The sequence below is a fragment of the Enterococcus sp. DIV0170 genome (assembly GCF_051710765.1).
GTDB lineage: Bacteria > Bacillota > Bacilli > Lactobacillales > Enterococcaceae > Enterococcus_A > Enterococcus_A raffinosus.
Genome location: NZ_JBIOLG010000001.1, coordinates 850908 through 868154, shown reverse-complemented (window position 1 = coordinate 868154; position 17247 = coordinate 850908). Strand labels below are relative to the sequence as shown.

Annotated in this window: 13 protein-coding genes; 5 read left to right on the top strand and 8 right to left on the bottom strand. The window is 41.5% G+C overall.

The window, feature by feature from the left end; genetic code table 11:
- Positions 1–41: 41 nt before the first annotated feature.
- From IGI50_RS04185 to IGI50_RS04150, 8 genes are all read right to left on the bottom strand, one after another.
- Entirely contained in the window at positions 42–7145 is a 7104-nt protein-coding gene (locus IGI50_RS04185; RefSeq protein ID WP_438776249.1) for a MucBP domain-containing protein, read from the bottom strand.
- 64 nt (positions 7146–7209) lie between these two features.
- The gene (locus IGI50_RS04180; RefSeq protein ID WP_438776248.1) at positions 7210–8856 is read right to left on the bottom strand and encodes a hypothetical protein; all 1647 of its coding nucleotides are present in this window, start codon (positions 8854–8856) and stop codon (positions 7210–7212) included.
- A 64-nt stretch (positions 8857–8920) separates the two neighbouring features.
- The gene (locus IGI50_RS04175) at positions 8921–9211 is read right to left on the bottom strand and encodes a hypothetical protein (protein ID WP_438776247.1); all 291 of its coding nucleotides are present in this window, start codon (positions 9209–9211) and stop codon (positions 8921–8923) included.
- Positions 9212–9226: 15 nt separating this feature from the next.
- Positions 9227–9946 carry a DivIVA domain-containing protein gene (locus IGI50_RS04170; RefSeq protein ID WP_438776246.1) on the bottom strand — a complete coding sequence of 240 codons (720 nt, stop codon included), beginning with the start codon at positions 9944–9946 and terminating at the stop codon, positions 9227–9229.
- Between the two features lie 16 nt (positions 9947–9962).
- Positions 9963–10565 carry a DivIVA domain-containing protein gene (locus IGI50_RS04165; RefSeq protein WP_438776245.1) on the bottom strand — a complete coding sequence of 201 codons (603 nt, stop codon included), beginning with the start codon at positions 10563–10565 and terminating at the stop codon, positions 9963–9965.
- Between the two features lie 9 nt (positions 10566–10574).
- A complete protein-coding gene (locus tag IGI50_RS04160) occupies positions 10575–11999 on the bottom strand; it encodes a glucosaminidase domain-containing protein (protein WP_438777565.1) in 1425 nt (474 codons plus the stop codon).
- 175 nt (positions 12000–12174) lie between these two features.
- The gene (locus IGI50_RS04155) at positions 12175–12591 is read right to left on the bottom strand and encodes a DUF1149 family protein (RefSeq protein WP_438776244.1); all 417 of its coding nucleotides are present in this window, start codon (positions 12589–12591) and stop codon (positions 12175–12177) included.
- Positions 12592–13014: 423 nt separating this feature from the next.
- Complete coding sequence (locus IGI50_RS04150; RefSeq protein WP_438776243.1) at positions 13015–14118, bottom strand: tyrosine-type recombinase/integrase; 1104 nt, start codon at positions 14116–14118, stop codon at positions 13015–13017.
- 557 nt (positions 14119–14675) lie between these two features.
- On the opposite strand from IGI50_RS04150, the gene IGI50_RS04145 reads away from it, so the two are divergent.
- The 5 genes from IGI50_RS04145 to IGI50_RS04125 all read left to right on the top strand — a co-directional run bounded on the left by IGI50_RS04145 (position 14676) and on the right by IGI50_RS04125 (position 17235).
- Complete coding sequence (locus IGI50_RS04145) at positions 14676–15395, top strand: hypothetical protein (protein ID WP_438776242.1); 720 nt, start codon at positions 14676–14678, stop codon at positions 15393–15395.
- A gap of 280 nt (positions 15396–15675) precedes the next feature.
- Complete coding sequence (locus tag IGI50_RS04140; protein ID WP_218256849.1) at positions 15676–15885, top strand: hypothetical protein; 210 nt, start codon at positions 15676–15678, stop codon at positions 15883–15885.
- A gap of 11 nt (positions 15886–15896) precedes the next feature.
- Positions 15897–16109 carry a DUF2922 domain-containing protein gene (locus tag IGI50_RS04135; protein ID WP_438776241.1) on the top strand — a complete coding sequence of 71 codons (213 nt, stop codon included), beginning with the start codon at positions 15897–15899 and terminating at the stop codon, positions 16107–16109.
- 67 nt (positions 16110–16176) lie between these two features.
- A complete protein-coding gene (locus IGI50_RS04130; protein WP_438776240.1) occupies positions 16177–16560 on the top strand; it encodes a hypothetical protein in 384 nt (127 codons plus the stop codon).
- 54 nt (positions 16561–16614) lie between these two features.
- Positions 16615–17235, top strand: a complete 621-nt coding sequence (locus tag IGI50_RS04125; RefSeq protein WP_438776239.1) for a DUF2922 family protein — start codon at positions 16615–16617, stop codon at positions 17233–17235.
- Positions 17236–17247 lie beyond the last annotated feature (12 nt).

Sequence of the window (17247 nt, the reverse complement as noted above, 5' to 3'; positions counted from 1 at the left end):
TAATACAGAACGTGACCTCTCTCTAAACGGGCATCAACGACTTAGGCTTTGTTCTCTCCTTTTTTGCGTTTCTTCGATCCCCCATAGAAGGCTACTCCCATCGAAACTAAACCTAATCCAGCTACTGAATAGAGCACTTGATCATCATTTGTATTTGTACTTGGCAATTTCTTCGCAGTTGTTCCAGAACTCGATGAACCTGAACCAGTTCCTGTTCCTTTACCATCAGAATCGCTGTCTGAATCCGAGTCACTATCCGAATCACTGTCTGAGTCCGAGTCGCTATCCGAATCGCTGTCCGAATCTGAGTCACTATCCGAATCGCTGTCCGAGTCTGAATCACTATCAGAATCGCTGTCCGAGTCTGAATCACTATCCGAATCGCTGTCTGAGTCCGAGTCACTATCAGAATCACTGTCTGAGTCTGAATCACTATCCGAATCGCTGTCTGAGTCTGAGTCGCTATCGGAATCACTGTCTGAGTCTGAATCACTATCGGAATCGCTGTCTGAATCTGAATCGCTGTCCGAGTCTGAGTCGCTATCGGAATCACTGTCCGAGTCTGAGTCACTATCGGAATCGCTGTCTGAGTCTGAATCACTGTCTGAGTCCGAGTCACTGTCCGAATCTGAGTCACTATCAGAATCGCTGTCCGAGTCCGAATCTGAGTCGCTATCGGAATCGCTGTCCGAATCCGAGTCGCTATCGGAATCACTGTCCGAGTCTGAGTCACTATCTGAGTCTGAATCACTATCTGAATCGCTGTCTGAGTCTGAATCGCTATCGGAATCACTGTCTGAATCTGAGTCGCTATCCGAGTCGCTGTCTGAGTCTGAATCGCTATCGGAATCGCTGTCTGAGTCCGAATCACTGTCCGAGTCTGAATCACTATCTGAATCGCTGTCCGAATCCGAGTCGCTATCAGAATCACTGTCCGAATCTGAGTCACTATCGGAATCGCTGTCTGAATCTGAATCGCTATCCGAATCGCTGTCCGAATCACTGTCTGAATCCGAGTCGCTATCGGAATCACTGTCTGAGTCTGAATCACTATCGGAATCGCTGTCTGAATCTGAATCGCTGTCCGAGTCTGAGTCGCTATCGGAATCACTGTCCGAGTCTGAGTCACTATCAGAATCGCTGTCTGAATCTGAGTCACTGTCCGAATCGCTGTCTGAATCTGAATCACTATCAGAATCACTGTCTGAGTCTGAGTCGCTATCAGAATCGCTGTCTGAGTCCGAGTCACTATCAGAATCGCTGTCTGAATCCGAGTCGCTATCGGAATCACTGTCTGAGTCTGAATCGCTATCAGAATCACTGTCTGAATCTGAGTCACTATCAGAATCACTGTCTGAATCTGAGTCGCTATCAGAATCGCTGTCCGAGTCTGAATCACTATCCGAATCACTGTCCGAATCTGAGTCGCTATCAGAATCACTGTCTGAGTCCGAGTCACTATCGGAATCGCTGTCTGAGTCCGAGTCGCTATCGGAATCACTGTCTGAGTCTGAGTCACTATCGGAATCGCTGTCCGAATCTGAGTCACTATCGGAATCACTGTCTGAGTCTGAATCGCTATCGGAATCACTGTCCGAATCCGAATCGCTATCGGAATCACTGTCTGAGTCTGAATCACTATCCGAATCGCTGTCTGAGTCTGAATCACTATCCGAATCGCTGTCCGAGTCTGAGTCGCTATCGGAATCGCTGTCTGAATCTGAATCGCTATCCGAATCGCTGTCCGAATCACTGTCTGAATCCGAGTCGCTATCAGAATCGCTGTCCGAATCTGAATCACTATCGGAATCACTGTCTGAGTCTGAATCACTATCGGAATCGCTGTCTGAGTCCGAGTCACTATCCGAATCGCTGTCTGAATCTGAGTCACTGTCCGAATCGCTGTCTGAGTCTGAATCACTATCAGAATCACTGTCTGAGTCTGAGTCGCTATCAGAATCGCTGTCTGAGTCCGAGTCACTATCAGAATCGCTGTCTGAATCCGAGTCGCTATCGGAATCACTGTCTGAATCTGAGTCGCTATCAGAATCACTGTCTGAGTCCGAGTCACTATCGGAATCGCTGTCCGAATCTGAGTCACTATCGGAATCGCTGTCTGAGTCCGAGTCGCTATCGGAATCACTGTCTGAGTCTGAGTCACTATCGGAATCGCTGTCCGAATCTGAGTCACTATCGGAATCACTGTCTGAGTCTGAATCGCTATCGGAATCACTGTCCGAATCCGAATCGCTATCGGAATCACTGTCTGAGTCTGAATCACTATCCGAATCGCTGTCTGAGTCTGAATCACTATCCGAATCGCTGTCCGAGTCTGAGTCGCTATCTGAATCGCTGTCTGAATCTGAGTCACTGTCCGAATCGCTGTCTGAGTCTGAATCACTATCAGAATCACTGTCTGAGTCTGAGTCGCTATCTGAATCGCTGTCTGAGTCCGAGTCACTATCTGAATCGCTGTCCGAATCTGAGTCACTATCGGAATCGCTGTCTGAGTCCGAGTCACTATCTGAGTCTGAATCGCTGTCTGAGTCTGAGTCACTATCGGAATCGCTGTCCGAATCTGAGTCACTATCGGAATCACTGTCTGAGTCTGAATCGCTATCGGAATCACTGTCCGAATCCGAATCGCTATCGGAATCACTGTCTGAGTCTGAATCACTATCCGAATCGCTGTCCGAGTCTGAGTCGCTATCGGAATCGCTGTCTGAGTCCGAGTCGCTATCGGAATCACTGTCTGAGTCTGAATCACTATCGGAATCACTGTCTGAGTCCGAGTCACTATCTGAGTCCGAGTCACTATCTGAGTCTGAATCGCTGTCTGAGTCTGAATCGCTATCGGAATCACTGTCTGAGTCTGAGTCACTATCCGAGTCGCTGTCTGAGTCTGAGTCGCTATCGGAATCACTGTCTGAGTCTGAATCACTATCGGAATCGCTGTCCGAATCTGAGTCGCTATCTGAATCACTGTCCGAGTCTGAATCACTATCCGAATCGCTGTCCGAATCTGAGTCACTATCGGAATCACTGTCTGAGTCTGAATCGCTATCTGAATCACTGTCTGAGTCTGAATCACTATCGGAATCACTGTCTGAGTCTGAGTCACTATCGGAATCACTGTCTGAGTCTGAATCGCTATCGGAATCACTGTCCGAATCCGAATCGCTGTCTGAATCTGAATCGCTATCCGAATCGCTGTCTGAATCTGAATCGCTATCCGAATCGCTGTCCGAATCACTGTCTGAATCCGAGTCGCTATCAGAATCGCTGTCCGAATCTGAATCACTATCTGAATCACTGTCTGAGTCTGAATCACTATCGGAATCGCTGTCTGAGTCCGAGTCACTATCAGAATCGCTGTCTGAATCTGAGTCACTGTCCGAATCGCTGTCTGAGTCTGAATCACTATCAGAATCACTGTCTGAGTCTGAGTCGCTATCAGAATCGCTGTCTGAGTCCGAGTCACTATCAGAATCGCTGTCTGAATCCGAGTCGCTATCGGAATCACTGTCTGAGTCTGAATCGCTATCAGAATCACTGTCTGAATCTGAGTCACTATCAGAATCACTGTCTGAATCTGAGTCGCTATCAGAATCGCTGTCCGAGTCTGAATCACTATCCGAATCACTGTCCGAATCTGAGTCGCTATCAGAATCACTGTCTGAGTCCGAGTCACTATCGGAATCGCTGTCCGAATCTGAGTCACTATCGGAATCGCTGTCTGAGTCCGAGTCACTATCGGAATCGCTGTCCGAATCTGAGTCACTATCGGAATCACTGTCTGAGTCTGAATCGCTATCTGAATCACTGTCCGAATCCGAATCGCTATCGGAATCACTGTCTGAGTCTGAATCACTATCCGAATCGCTGTCTGAGTCCGAATCACTATCTGAATCGCTGTCCGAATCCGAATCACTATCTGAATCACTGTCCGAATCTGAGTCGCTATCTGAATCACTGTCCGAGTCTGAATCACTATCAGAATCGCTGTCCGAGTCTGAGTCGCTATCAGAATCACTGTCCGAGTCCGAATCACTATCTGAATCGCTGTCCGAATCCGAATCACTATCTGAATCACTGTCCGAATCTGAGTCGCTATCTGAATCACTGTCCGAATCTGAGTCGCTATCTGAATCACTGTCCGAGTCTGAATCACTGTCCGAGTCTGAATCACTATCAGAATCGCTGTCCGAGTCTGAGTCGCTATCAGAATCACTGTCCGAGTCTGAATCATCATCTTCTACATATTTAATAACTGTATCTTTACCAGGATCATCAATGTCTGGGAATTTGTACCCTTTCGATGGATCATCTGGATCAACTAACTCCAACTCATTCCCATCCTTATCCGTAGGCGTGTACCCCGGAACATAAGGAATAACTGGGAAGTCCGGATCGTTTTGATCTAACATCTTGCTCGGATCATTCGGATCATTTGGATATTGAATACTTTCCTCACCAGGGAACGCTGGATCGTCACTTTCAGGAACAAAGCTCCCCATTTTGCGATATACGTAAGTAATTTCAGAAGTACCACTCTCATCCACAATCATGTCTGCATCAGAAACATCTTCGTCTTTTTCTACAAATAGCCATCCATTAACCACACTGATTTTTTCTTCAATCACATCTTTAACTTTTGCTGCTACTTCAATGTCGTCAGCAACTTTTTTAGGTTGACCGTCAACATATTGAACATAATGATAGATAATTTTTGCATCATTCACCGCTAGTGACCATGTCGTATTTTGATTTTTCTTGGCTGGTTGGATCACACTTCCCGGAGTCAAGGTATTCCCATTTCCATCTACATAATGGTAACCTGTCGGTGGTGTTGGAACGATTAAATCCTTCAAACTTGTATAATCATCATTGATTTCATATTTGGTTGTAGAACCAGTAGCATTGTTATCATAAGCAGTCGTATCAATAACTAAGCTGCCCACTTCTTGGTAGACATAGATAACATCTGGTGTAGGTTCATTAAATGAACCATACACATTTGATGGAACTTGTGTAAGCACATAGTTTTTATCTCGATAATCCTTAGGAGGTGATTTGGCAAAAGCTAAGTGAGGTTGACCAAACTTCCCTGTCAATGTAGAATCGTCGCTACCATTGTTAATAGGCTCATCGCCAACACCATCACCATCTGTATCTAACATATACTTCACATCAACGGTAGAATTATTTGCTGTATAAACATAGGTTACTTCCTTCGTTTCACCTTCTGCTGGGAAGGTTATGTTCACCTCACCAGTGTCCCCATTAGCACCTGTTGGTAATTTTGATTTGTCTAAAGTGTACCCTTTTATTTTCAAATCTTCTTCTGATACTGTCATTTGATCTTCTGGCCAACCACTTTTGTTAGTTACTGTTTTAATCGCATTACCGGATTGATCCACGTAGTTAATTTTTATTGAACTTTGCCCTTCTACTGTTATCGTGTCTGGCATTGTACTCAAAGAAGAAGATTTCTTGTATGCTGCATCTGATACATAGGTAACACCCTCAGCAGAAGCAGAGTTGACTACTGATCCATCTGCATAAGAAACCATAAAATGAACTCTTAAAAATCCTCCAATTTGGGAGTATGCTTTGTCCACTTGATCTTTGGCATCTTCATTAATTTGAAAACCTTTCATTTCGAAAAATTCGGAAGGCGTTTTTGCTCCGCTATCTGAGTAATCCTGTAGATCTTCTAGTTTAGGGGCGTTATAAACAGATCCTTCATTTTTCGCAAAAACGATTTTCCCATCACTATCTTCAAAAGAAGTATAAGAATAAGGTCCTGCATTTCTTAAGATATCTCTGATTTCTTCATTTGAAGATTTTTCTGGAACAGAAATAAATTTCATATTGTACTTTTGATTGTTTAAAGTTCCATTTCCAAGATAAAAATTATAAAGTTCTTTTCCGTCCGATGTTGGTGGGGTAATCTGCGAATACACTCTTGACGAGAGTTTAGAATCCATTTCATTAGTTCCGATATCTTCTCCGTTTTTACCTGTAAAGTCAATCACCTCACCTTCGGTGGGTGTTATTCTTGCAACTTTAATAATATCTTCACTAGAATATGTTTGAGTAAGATTATTTAGTTCTTTATAAAGTATTTGAGTTGGAGACACCCCCATCAGAAAACTAACTTTGGTGGATGATACTACGTTAGATAATTCATTATTAATATCCACTTTTGGAGAAATAATTGGAAGACTACCTTTTGTAGTATGTAACTTTTTTTCTAAACCAGCTACGTTGTAAACTATTTCTCCGTTAGAATATAGTCCATTGATAGGATAAAAACTAGGTCTAGTCGATCCTTTCGCTCCAGCATATGAAATCTCAAACTTTTGAGGTTCTTCAATTTTGTTAGAAATAGTAATTTCTACACCACCCTCAACTCTGCTTAAAGTTCCTAAACCATCTATGACAGATGAATCTGGAAATGCTAAATTATAATTTCTATCTTCAAACCCTACTGAAACGACTGAAACTGGAATAAATATCTTGTCACCTTCTTTCAATATCTCATTTTCAGTAGCATTCACTTTCAAAGATAATCGGACTCCATTATCAGCAAGATGATCGTTTGAAACTAGGGTACTTGTATTCCCATCACTATCCAAGACATCAAAGAATTCAATATTGATCATTTCATCTTCATTAGCCCTATAAGTTTTCGTCCCATCCTCATTCTCAACAACCCGCGCTTGTCTTTCAGAAGCTTCCGAAGTCTCAGCTGTTTTTGTATCTTCTGTATTTTCTGCTTCCTTTGTCTCTTCTGTGGATTCCTCAGTGGTCGCTGCCGTTTCTTCCACTGTTTCTGGTTCTTCTGTTTCATTGGTTACTTCAGGAGCTACTTCTGGAACTGCCGCTGTTGTGGATTCTACTGTTGGTGTTTCTTCCTGTACTTCTTCTAGGCTTTTGGTCTTTATCTCTTCGCCATCGCCTGGGTCCACTGCCTCGGTCTCTGCCGCATGTACCAAGTGTGGAACCATCGGTGCGCCGACAGAACCGACGATCATCGCACCGGCTACCCCACCTTTAACAACCCAATGTTTCTTCACCTTGTGCATTTTGTATTTTTTTATCGGCTCACGACGATAAATGATTCTCTTTTCATTACTCATGTGTAATAACCCCTTCTTTCTTTATCAAAAGTTTCTTGTTGCTATGAATATGAGGCTTTTTTTGCTACTTGTAGAAATAGTCAAAAAAGTTAATCAAGCCACTCAAAAAGTGTTCTTGATCATCGATGCGCATCCGGAATTTATCATGGCGCGTATAGAACCCGTTCACGATCTTCTCTGGACACTTCATAAACATTGCCATCTCAGGAAACATAACCCCCTTTTCAATCTCGATTTCGGCACGTTTGGCGGCAACCTGTCGCAAGCGCCAAAACTCTATTTTGGAAACAAATTGAGTAAACTCGCCTTGTTTAAAATAGCTGGTTTCTTGAACCTTATCCGTCATTTTGATCGCTGCCATTAACAGCTCCAGCAATGTAGGATAGGCGGTATCACGAAACTCGATGAAGTTCAGATTCTCAAAGGCATTCTTCAAGCCGAATTCGTAATACTTTTTTTCATTAAGGTATAAAAGAATCTCATTGGTGGCATAGCTCAACCAATGATCGTGATAGCGTTCGTACTTCTTCTCGACGAAACGGTCGAATAGCTTTTTCGCTAATTGCAGGTGCCGTTCGTTCTTCGTAATGGCATAGCCGCGAAGAATACTGAAGACGGCTTCGCCATCGTAGTAGATGATGTTGAACTTTTTCTTCGTCTCTAACTCTTCGTTTAAGATATGGGTCGTTTCTCCTGCTTCATTAACAAAGCGATCCTCGATCCCTTGTATCAATTGATTAATGATGCGCTCGTATTTCGGATTTCCAGTAATCGTTTGAAATTTCGCCATTGCCAATATCGCTAAGGCCTGCGCACCCAGCTTAATGGAGATTCCTGAACGTGCTTGTTCTTGAACGTATTGGGCACCGCCTTTTTCTAACAGAAGATTTTCAACTCCCCAATCCAATGCTTGTTCTGAGCGCTTCAGCTCTTCGTCTTTTCCTAGATATTCCTGTGCTTCTAATAAGGCATAGACACTAGAGAAATGACGAACGGAATTATAGCCGGTCAGTGCGTAATCATAAGTCGGATAGTATCCGTAGATGAACTGTCCAGAATCCTTTATCTGCCTAAATAAGAAATCTTCTCCATGTGCAATCGCATGGTCGATCTGCTTCGGCAATAATCCATAATTTGTCTCCCGAATTCCCTCTTGATCGGGCTTCGTGGATAACTTGATCCATTTTTGATCTTCAAAGTAGAAGCCTTGGGTAGTAAACAGATAGAAGGTCTTTTGTTTCAGCTTCTCCCTCAATGGCGAGTGGTATTTGCGCTGCACATAGCGTTCTAAGTTCGGCATATTTATCGACAGCTCTGGATTATTGAAGCCTACTCGATGGTTCTTTGAAGGACGGATCAGCGCGCTGCCCATCACTTCTTCTCCTAGAAAAGCCGTTCGGAATTTCCGATCCAAGGCAATTCCCATTCGAAAATAATTATTACGCTTTACTAAGGACAAGCGCTGCATGAGCTCCCCATAGCTGCATTCTTCAATATTGGTAACCGCATCCACACGAATATGTGCCGCTTCCACCTTCACCAGCTCTAGCTTTAGCCAATCGATGCAGTCTTGTAAGCTTTCCCCTCGAACATTTCTGACCTTCGCACGTTCTTTTCCGTTAGATATGGATAGGAACAGATGCTTTTGTTTCGTAGCAATTGGCACATGCTTCAGTTGTTTGACTAATTTTTCCACATTGACTTCTTTCACGTAGACGCTCCTTTTACCTTGTTCTTCCTGTGGCTGTGTTCCTTATGAAAGGAGAGGCGGACTCTTACCATCTTCCCCGCTGAGGCCCCCAATTTTTCCTAATCGGCTTACTTCCTTTTGTTACTCGACTAGGATGATCATTGGTGTCCGCTTCCCAGGGATAGAGACCGTTCTCATCCTTTTGATAATTTGCTTCGATCATAGCGTCTTCTTGTTCTCTAGAAATCTTCTTACGAGAATGGCGTACTTTCAGATAACTAAGAGTCATCATAATCACCATGAGGACGAAGACGTATCTACGGATTTTGATTTTTGCTAAGATATCGAAAAAGCCGAGTAAGACATCGAAATTCATTTTTCCCTCCCCCTCCTAGCCAATCCGTTTGGATGTTAATTTCATTACCTTCATCGGCTCTTCACTGACGGTTTGGTTTAATAACTTATTTTCTTCGATGAACTCATCTAAGCCCTCCGCGTATTTCTTAATCAGCTTGCTGCGTAAGGAAAGGAATTCTTGCTTTAGGACCTGCGCTTCTTTGGTGATTCTTTCTTTATCCGCAAGCATGTCTTCGTATTGCAGCTCAAGCTCAAAGAATTCCATTTTTTTATTAGCCATTTGCGCATTGAGATGATCCTGTTCACTGACAAGTTCTCCCAGCTCAATCTGCGCATTGAGCAGCTGATTCATTTTGGCGGTTTCAGCTTCCTGCAGGATACTGTCTTTGGTCTGCTCGGCCTGTTCTAACAGCATCTTCGCCTCGGCTTGGACCACATCCGCTGTTTTTTGCGCCATTTCCTTCAGCTCTTCAAGCTCTTCGTGCTCTACTTCAAATTCTCTTAGCCGTTCATTCTCGTTTTTCAACTGTTCATTCTTGGCATTTAACTGATGAATCGTGACTTTCTGCTCTTTGATAATCTTCTGTTGTTCTTCGAGCTTGCTCTGACAAACGACCAGTTCGCTTTCTTTCACCTGATATGATTCATAATCTTCAACGACATGCTTCATAAAATCTTTGACATCCCCTGCACGATAGCCAAACAATCGTCGTCTAAAGGTTAGCCCTCTGATGTCCAGTGGTTTAAAATGCATCCGCGCTCCTCCTTTTCTACTTATTCTTTGATTCATCGATCAGTTCATCGTAATTTTCGCGAATGACTGTCATCAATCGAACATACTCCTGCTTGACCGTATCGATGGAAGCGACGATCATCCGCTCGCTGCCGATTAATTCAGAGAGACTTGAGACGACTTCCGAGCCAATTTCTTTGCGTTTTTGCTCCAGCTTGTTTAATTGCTCTTGATAATACTGGTCTGCGTTCGTTTTGATCACTTGCGCTTCTTCCTTCGCCTGTTTCTCGATACGCAGCGCGACTTTTTGCGCCAATGATAGGGCGGTATCTTCATTCAGATTATTTGAGACACTTTCTGTTTGCAGGGATGTAAGCTGCTGCTTCAGCGCTTGCTTTTCCTGTTTGACTTTCGCAAGCGCTGCTTGATGGGCTTTTTGCTGCTCGTCTAGCATCTTTTGCAGTTCTTGTTTTTCTTTCTCTGCGTCTGCCGTTTCCTGCTTGCTTTTTTCTAGCATTCGTTTATAGGAACCGTAGTCTTTGGCGACATAGGTTAGAAAATCATCGACGTCTTTTTTCTTGTATCCCATTGCACCACTTGGGAAGGTGAGGTTCTTAATGCCTTCAACATCAAATTTCATCTTGAACCTCTAGAACAAGACAGTCGCTGGATCGACCAGCTGATCTTGACTTAACGACGCATTCCGACAAACTTCAAAGTGCAGATGACTCCCAGTGCTGTTACCTGTACTTCCCACATAACCGATGATTTGCCCTTGTTCCACTTGATCCCCAGCTTTTACAACGTATTGAGATTGGTGCGCATATAAGGTTGTCATGCCGTCTTCATGTTCAATCGCAACATAATTCCCCCAAGAGTAATGGAATTCAGCGACTGTGACAGTGCCTGCTTTACTCGAGTAAATCGGCTCACCCTGCGCCGCTGCCATATCTAATCCTCGATGGAACTCTCCGCCTCGAGCACCATAAGCACTGGAAATCGTGTAGTTCTCTACTGGAACGGCAAAGCCTTGCGCACTAATTTCTGTTTCTGATTTTTCTTTGTCGTACTCAGTCAGCTGATACGTCTCGATCAAGCCATTGAGCTTTTGATTGTAAGAAGTATCTGTCGCGTACCGTCCTGTGAGGAACTTCGTCGCGTCTTCATAGGTTTCGGTATTCGATTTCCAAGCACCGCTGTAGTAATCACTACCACCAGACAAGCCCTCTTTCATCAGTTTCGCGTAGTCTTCAAAGCTTTCTTCATAATTTTCATAAGCTCTGAAGGCCGCTTGGATCGTCGTCATATTCCCGTTTCCGGTATCTTCTTGTGTGCTAAAGGTCGCACTCTTTCCATTGTGACTACCTTTGATACCAAATAAATTGTAGTTTGGTGCTTGAGCTAACTGACTCGTTCCTGACGCCGATTCTAGAATGGCTTGGGCGATCATTACTGAAGCATACAAATCTTCTTTTTGTCCGATCTTGCGAGCAGGCTCTCCGATCTTTTTAATAAAGCTTTCAACCGATTCATCCTTTTCAAAATGAAGGGCACCATCACTAGCTTCTGTTGCAGCAGGAACTAAATTCGTCACTGGCTGTGTTTCTACTTGACTAACAATCGGCTGCTTGACTGGCGCTGATGGCACAACCGCAATCTCTGCTTGAGTCTCCGTTTCTTGTGCAGTCTGAGCCTCTGATGCTGTCTCAGTTTTTGTTGGTTCTTTTGTTTCAGTCGGAGTCGTTGGCTTAGTCGGCTTCACTGGCTCGGTCGGTTTTGTTGGTTCAGTTGGCTTCACTGGCTCAGTTGGTTTCTCAGGTTCGGTTGGCTTCACTGGTTCCTCTGGCTCTGTTGGATCAGTCGGTTCGATCGGATCAACAGGTTCCGTTGGCTCTACTGGTTGTGTTGGTTCAGTTGGTTCTACTGGAGCAGTTGGTTCTTTTGGTTCAACAACAGTAGATGTTTCACCTGTTCCACTTGATTGTGTCGTATCTGAAGTCGTTGATTGCGTGGTCTGTTCCACCTCAGTTGTCGATTGTGTCGTCTCAATTGTTGGTTCTTTTGTTTCTTGCATTCCCGCTTCTTCAGCACCAAAAGCCATTGGCGCATTTGATAATAAAATAGAGGCCGACCCAATCAGGGTGGTCGCCCCTTTAACGCCAGTTTTTATAAATTCTGGATGATTCCTTCTTGACCGATAAACAGTTCTCAAACTTTTCTGATAATACTTTTTCTTCACCAAATTAAACTCACCTTTCTTCACCATTACCATCTTTTATAGATTCTGGATTGATCTGATCAAAAAACACTGTTACTCCTGGTTCATCTAGAGCAATCTCGGTTATCTCATAAGTCAATCGTCGAACCAAAATAAAGAGCGGCATCAAAATTTCGTCCACTTCCTCTTTACTCAGATCCTCTTGTGATTCAATCCTGCGGTCTTTAAATAGATTTACTTGACCCAAGCTTCCCGAAATGACGAACTCTTCAAAAACCATCTCAAAATCCAATCGAACCCCTAAGGTACAAGAGTTGTCCTGGTCGGCAGGATACGCTATTCTTAAGGGAGTTATGTGAATTTTGAAATTCGTTTCATAGTCCTCGTATTCCTCTTTTGTTTTATAGTTAAAAAAATTCACCTTGGGCTTGTAACGTTCAATGTTCATAGGAACCTCCAATGTTTTTTTGTTTCAACGTTTGAATACTTAGTATTTATTGATTCTTATTTACCTATAAATATTTTGTTTCGAAAGAATAAAGTAACTATTTAAAATTATTTTTCGTTCAAATTAGTTATTATAAAAATAGTCATACTTATTAGAAAAGGCTTAATAGCTCTTGGTATTGCAAAAAACTAGAAAAGCCCGATAAACCTTTCTGTAACAAGGTTTATCGGGCTTCGTGACGGTACGTGACGGCTTATTAAAAAAACATATAAAATAACCGATTCTTTTTATTTAAAAAATTTAAATGTAATTGATTCTAGCTCAATTAGAATTGAATCACCAAATAATGTAACCGCTTACTTAAAAAAAGAAAAAACAATAGCCGAAAATTTCACTTTTTCAAAAAAAATTCTTATTAAAACATTAAATTATTAAATTCTCCATTTCATCAATGACTTGATATCTTTGTTCTAACATCGCATCAACATAAGTATCCAAAGTCATTTGTGTTGATGCATGTCCCAATAATGCACTAACAGCTGAAATATCCTTCTTAGCTTCAAGACAACGTGTTGCGAATGTATGACGCAATTGATGAAAATGTATATTATCTATTTTTGCTTTTGAACAAATCTTGTGGAAATGATGTGTGAGAAGCCTTGGTTCACATGGCCGACCATTTGTAGAGAACACAAATTCTGTTTTTGAATACTTACGGTGCTTTGTCAATAATCTTTTTAGTGTAGATCCCATTGGAATGACTCTTACAGATGCCTCTGTTTTAGAATCCGCAAAAATTAACTGAGTTTTTTGTGTCATTTTTATTGATTTTATTCGTTGATACGTATGGGAAACCCGTATTAAACTTGTTTCAAAATCAATATCTGACCATTTTAATGCAGCAATTTCACCAATACGCATACCTGAGTGTAATGCCAAGAGTGCGGGAATACCATATCCTCTTCTTTCTTTCTCTGCAATCTTCATGATTTTCTTTTGTTCGGATAGAGTAAGCGCTCGTACTTTTGTACTCTTTGCTTTCGGTATTTTTAATTCAGAAAATGGATTTGAAAGTAGCTTTCCAGTTTTTTTCGCATGGTTCAAACATTTATTCAATATTCGAAATATTACTTGAATCGTTGATTTAGCAAGGTTTTCCTGAAGGTTTTTTAATAGGTTTTTCCCAGTTTCAAGAGTAAGCTCATTTAGAGAAATATCTTTTATCATAGGAAGAATATATTTTGTAAGCTTATAATAATAGCTTGATAATGTGGAAGGTTTTACATCATTTTGTACTTCTTCTAACCATTCATGTGTCCATTCTTCAAACGTTTCACATGAACTCCCTTGAACCTGTTGAAGCGTTCTATATTGAATTTTTAAAGGGTAAAGCTTCTGTTTTACTTCCGTATAAGTCTTCCCGTAGACGTATCCATATTTAATCCTTCCACAAGCTTTTCTACCTTTTGGGTATCTTCCTTCCCAGCGTCCATCTTTTCGCAAATAAATATTTTCGCCTTTTCGCATGATATAAATTCCCCCTAATTTGACGGCTTAATAGACGGTTTATTTCTCCTAGTATTCTATGAGAATTCTTAAAAAACCTAGATAAATAAATAATGATTAAGTAAGTTATTTTTATCGTAATTCACAAATAATTATTTTTATGAATAATATTGATTATTATTAGTCTATATTTTATAATAGATTTGCAAAACGATTTAAAAATGGTGAATAAATAAGTGTGATAGTTTTTTTGTTTTTCATTTGTTTCTAGTTTTTTGCAAGACTAAGTAATAAATATAATAAAATCATTTTCTGGACTTATTTCTATTCGGATAAATATACTATCATTTATTTAAATAAATGCAATTATATTTATGGAATATAAACATTCAAGTTCATTTACTCGCTAAAATATGTTAACTAATAGGAAAAAGCAGACTGCGCTCACTTTCAATGTGACTAGTCTGCTTTTTAATGTTTTCCCGTTTTTTTATTCTACAAGAGAAAAATGAACAAAAAAATTCACTTAATTTCTGAGTATCTTCTGGTGTAACAAAAAAATTTTAGGAGGGTATTTTATGAGTTTAGCAAATCGTTTTACAAACAAGTTCAAGTATTTGGACACCATGCTATGGTCGCCACTGTGGGAGGAATACTTGAATCAAGCATTAGACTTTCGACCACTCGACATCCACATCATTGATTGTATCATTGCTGTTCCAGACAAAAGAGGGACCTTGATTTTTTCCGAAAATAATGTTTACTATAGCCCTGTGAGCCCTTTAGCCACGCTGAACCACTTCGCTTTAGCGCATTCTTTTGTTGATTATTCAGTGATGAGCGCCTGTCTCAAATCTTTTGGTTGTTTTGGACAGTATAAACCTTCATGGGTCTGTCCTTTCTTCGCCCTTTGTCCATTAGAAGGCCGCGATCAAAATATTTGGATTAATCCGCTCAAAGTTTATAAGGTGCAAACTATTCAAGATGATGTGTATGTCTTTATGATGGAGGGCCCAAAGATTCTTATTCCTCTCACTCGACGCAGCGTACTGATACGAACAGAAATGACCTGTGTTGCTCTAGCCACCATTCAACGTGATTGTTTTCAGATTGTTCTTCGCGGGACTTACCCTTTGGATTATCTGAAGCTGCCGAACACCCCATTTTGCAATACGTTGAGTAGACGGGCTGCTCTACTGAATTTCACCATTCCTTATGGACAATTGGTTGAGCGGTTTCGAAAAACCTATATGCTCCTTGAGTATGATAAGCTGCAAGCGAATGATATGAATCAATAAAAAGATAAGGGCTGGATGCATTCATCCAGTCTTTTTTTGTCCCTCCGATACTTTTTAAAGCCAGAACGTTTCAGTATAATTGATTTTCTTTTTTTAATGCAAGCTGCAAAACTTTTTTTCACCCCTCGAATCTTCCTGTTTGCATCTTAGAAAGCTTAATTCTTCGTTTCAAACCTGCAATTTTGAGGGATAATGTGCAATTTTGCGGTTCGCATTTTTTTTGCAAATCCTTTATCTTGTAGTCACCGGCCGGAACAAAAAAATACATGGAGGAATAAACATGATCCAAAAACTAAGTACCAAACTACAAGTCCACTTGTCTGTCCCAGGAGTGGAAAAATTAAAGAAAGTTACTTTTTCAAACGTTGTGGAAAACCCTGAGGAAGCAGAAATCATCAAACTAGGGGAAATCATGACGGAGCTAGACCAAGACGACACCTTGCTAGATGGCGTGATCATCACCAGCCAATCTCGTGTGACAAAAAATTAGGAGGAAACTAGATGAAAAAACTTGTATCGATCTTTAAAACCAGCGGTGGCCGCTCTCAAACGTGGAGCTATCCAAACCCAGGAGATGGCAAAGCGCCAGAGGATGTGCGCAGTATCTTAGAAAAAATGACGTTACTTCATTTATTCGATAGAGAGGGCGAGAAGCTTTTCAACGAAGTCGTCAGTGCTAAGTATGTAGAAACTGTCGAAACAATCATTTTCTAATCAACGAATTTGAGGAGGTGCGGCTTAGCCGCCTTCCTCTACTAAACAAAAAGGAGGACACCATCCCATGAATGAACAAACCCTTTCGTACCGCCAATTATTCAATTTGAAATCAACCACCTTAGAAAAACGTATCAAAGAGTATTACTACAGTACACAAAACAGCAGCTTAACGATTAAATACATTCTCACTTTGAAAATACGGCACCAACTAGGTGCGGAAGAGTTTGCCTTCATTCTGAAGGATCTTGTCCATGAGATTTTTATGAACACCAAGGCTACTCGCACCATGAAGCGATTCTTTTATTACTTTCAGGATTACTTCATGGCACCTGAATGGCAAACGTTGAAAATGAGAACTTTTCCTGTCCGTAACTTTGGTGAAAAAGCCGTGTCCCTTGTCCGCTCCTTGATCGCAAAAGTCCGTCCCAATGAAACGAATGAACCTTGATAGAAGATGACCTACGCAAATACGCAAAAAAATTTGAGAAAGGAAAATACAGCTATGCGACAGGATTTAGTGGCAACCTTCACCAACGGTCTAGGAAAAACACACGACTGGAAATATAACAATTTGAAAAATGATCTGCCGATCCCCGTCATCAAAGAAGCTTGCGAACTCTTAACGACGTTGGATATTTTTGAAGAAAATGGCGTAAAACTATTTGATTCCGTGGTGACAGCGAAGATCATTACTACTAAAGAAACCGAGATTTTTGATAAAGAAAAAGAACCTAAAGAAGACCGCCCTTGTGAAAAAGAAAAAACGGTTCCTTCTCCAAAAATAGAGAAAGAACCGGAAATGCCCGCTGTTAAAACAGGAAACAGCTACGACTATTTGTTCAATACATCGAGAACTGCGATTGCTAAAATTTTGGAAGAACCAGCAGAAACGAGAAACGACTCCCTTTCATTAATAATACCTGCACCAAAAATCGGAGAAAAAACAATTACATCATTGGAAAATAGCTCTGCTGAGAATTCTTCTGATCTTTCGGCTGCGCAGTCGAACGTTCCCGAACAAGAGAGTCGGCAAAAAGGCTTTTCCGCTTGGCTTCGTCGAAAAATCAATCGAAACAAGGACGATCCAGATATCCGTTCTCGAAACGGTGATCCCAGCAGCTAAATTCTGCCCTTC

Coding starts and splice junctions, on each gene's coding strand:
- IGI50_RS04185 (WP_438776249.1), bottom strand. CDS start 7,145: ATGAGTAATGAAAAGAGAATCATTTATCGTCGTGAGCCGATAAAAAAA.
- IGI50_RS04175 (WP_438776247.1), bottom strand. CDS start 9,211: ATGAATTTCGATGTCTTACTCGGCTTTTTCGATATCTTAGCAAAAATC.
- IGI50_RS04170 (WP_438776246.1), bottom strand. CDS start 9,946: ATGCATTTTAAACCACTGGACATCAGAGGGCTAACCTTTAGACGACGA.
- IGI50_RS04165 (WP_438776245.1), bottom strand. CDS start 10,565: ATGAAATTTGATGTTGAAGGCATTAAGAACCTCACCTTCCCAAGTGGT.
- IGI50_RS04160 (WP_438777565.1), bottom strand. CDS start 11,999: ATGCAAGAAACAAAAGAACCAACAATTGAGACGACACAATCGACAACT.
- IGI50_RS04155 (WP_438776244.1), bottom strand. CDS start 12,591: ATGAACATTGAACGTTACAAGCCCAAGGTGAATTTTTTTAACTATAAA.
- IGI50_RS04150 (WP_438776243.1), bottom strand. CDS start 14,118: ATGCGAAAAGGCGAAAATATTTATTTGCGAAAAGATGGACGCTGGGAA.
- IGI50_RS04145 (WP_438776242.1), top strand. CDS start 14,676: ATGAGTTTAGCAAATCGTTTTACAAACAAGTTCAAGTATTTGGACACC.
- IGI50_RS04140 (WP_218256849.1), top strand. CDS start 15,676: ATGATCCAAAAACTAAGTACCAAACTACAAGTCCACTTGTCTGTCCCA.
- IGI50_RS04135 (WP_438776241.1), top strand. CDS start 15,897: ATGAAAAAACTTGTATCGATCTTTAAAACCAGCGGTGGCCGCTCTCAA.
- IGI50_RS04130 (WP_438776240.1), top strand. CDS start 16,177: ATGAATGAACAAACCCTTTCGTACCGCCAATTATTCAATTTGAAATCA.
- IGI50_RS04125 (WP_438776239.1), top strand. CDS start 16,615: ATGCGACAGGATTTAGTGGCAACCTTCACCAACGGTCTAGGAAAAACA.